At 56.6% G+C, this 2,074-nt stretch carries 1 protein-coding gene; it reads right to left on the bottom strand.

From position 1 onward, the window contains the following. A partial coding sequence (locus tag SPHV1_RS01020) for a class I SAM-dependent DNA methyltransferase (RefSeq protein ID WP_231634361.1) occupies positions 1-1,516 on the bottom strand: 1,516 nt, incomplete at its 3' end. Between the last annotated feature and the right edge of the window lie 558 nt (positions 1,517-2,074).

The following is a 2,074-nucleotide window of genomic DNA, read 5'->3' as shown; positions in this document are numbered from 1 at the left end:
GTCTCGACGACGGACAGGCGGCGAAATCGTCACCGTCCCGGATAACCGCCTTCATCTCCATCGGCGCCACCAGCGGCGACACTGTGCCGGGGCGCGGTCCATCTCCGAACAGGCGCGCGCGCGTCTCGGCCAGCACGTCCCAATAGGGTTGCAGCGCATCGATGTCCGCCGCAGGGATGCCACCGCGAAGGTGCGCCTCGATGTCGTGCAAATCCTCGGCGCTGCCACTGTCGATGTAGCGCGGGATGTTGAGGTTGAAGCCCTCAGCCTCGATCCGCTCGAACGAAACCATCTCGGCATAGCCGGGGATGGTAAGCTGGCGGGTGAAGCAATCGACGATCTTGTGCACGTCCTGATCGCGCAGCCGGTTCTTCGGGCCATCCTTCACGAAGCCCTTGGAGGCGTCGATCATGTAGATGCCGGTGCGGCTGGCCGTGTTCTCCTTGTCCAGCACGATCAGGCAGGCGGGGATGCCGGTGCCGAAAAACAGGTTGGCGGGCAGGCCGACAATGCCCTTGATGTATTTCCGTTCGATTAGCTTCTTGCGGATCGCCGCCTCGGTGTTGCCGCGAAACAGCACGCCGTGGGGCATGACGATGCAGCCCTTGGCGGTCGATTTCATCGAAGCGACGACATGGAGCAGATAGGCATAATCGCCGTTCTTTTTCGGCGGGATGCCGAAATGCTCGAACCGCTCGAACTCGTCCTTGTCCGGCACGATGCCGGTCATCCACGCCTTGTCTGAGAAAGGCGGATTGGCGACGACGAAATCGAACCTGTCGAGTGAAGAGGTCTTGCCGGATGAAATCTCGGTCAGCGATACTTTTGAGCGAAATTCGGGATCGGTAAGTGTGTTGCCTGACCGAATGTCTGCAGTGGGCACGTTGTGAAGAAACATGTTCATCACGGCCAAGCCTCGCGTCGCCACGTCCTTTTCCTGCCCGTAGATGGTCAGGTCCACCGGAGCTTCATCATGTGCTCGCAGCAAGAGGGAGCCTGATCCGCAGGTCGGGTCATATATGGTCTGGCTGGCGCTCGTCGCTTCTCGCACGCCTATAACTCGTGCCATGATTCGCGAGACTTCGGCAGGGGTATAGAACTGCCCCTTGCTCTTGCCGCTCTCGGTGGCGAAGTGGCGCATGAGATATTCATAGGCGTCGCCCAGAATATCATCGCCGCCCGCCTGATTGGCCTTGAAGCTGAGATCGGGGCGCTTGAAGATGTTTATCAGGTTCGAGAGGCGCTTAACCTTTTCATCGCCCTTGCCAAGCTTGTCGCTGTCGTCGAAGTCCGCATTGTCGATGATACCGCGAAGACCATTCTCCTCGGCCAGTTTGGCGATGATGGTATTAATGCCTTCGCCGATATTCTTGCTGCCGACCAGCTTGACCATATCGGCGAAGCTACCGCCCTCGGGCACGATAACCGGCGCGTAGGGATCGTTGCCGTACTTGTCAGATACATATTTTACGAACAGCAAGACAAGGATATAATCCTTGTAGATCGTCGCATCCATGCCGCCACGCAAGGCATTACAACTGGCCCAAAGTGAACTGTAGATTTGAGATTTTTTAACGGCCAAGGTGGTGATGTCCCCATGAATCAAGCTTTGCGCGCGAGTAACTAGCGAATGCTTGGTGCATCCGTCGAGGTGCCCACCGCAGCTTTTTTGCCGAGTTGCAACGCACAGTTGAAGCCTTTAGGCGAAGCGCCCGACGGAAAGGTTGCGGGGCTGCGATGCTACGCATCGAGCCAACAATTCAGATACACACCTCACGCACGGGTGCATCCAGCGATTCTGCTGGTTTGATGAGATGCTAATAGCATCTCATCAAATGCGGCGGCGAGGAAATGGCGCAATTTGGCCATTTTTAGCGATGACCTCCCATGATAACGACTGCTGATTTGCAGAATCTGGAACACGTCCATTTGGCTTCCAGCACGAGTGACATTCGATCTGGTGAGATGCTATATATCGCTTGGATAGGCGACGCCAAAAATTCATGTCGCAATCCGCCGATAAGGCGGGGCGGTATGAATGATTTTTGGCGGCACTAGCCTCTCTTATTCACGA

It is taken from the genome of Novosphingobium sp. KN65.2, from assembly GCF_001368935.1.
In the GTDB taxonomy this organism is placed as follows: domain Bacteria; phylum Pseudomonadota; class Alphaproteobacteria; order Sphingomonadales; family Sphingomonadaceae; genus Novosphingobium; species Novosphingobium mathurense.
Note: the sequence above shows the minus strand (reverse complement) of the source record. Positions and strands in the feature narration are given on the sequence as shown.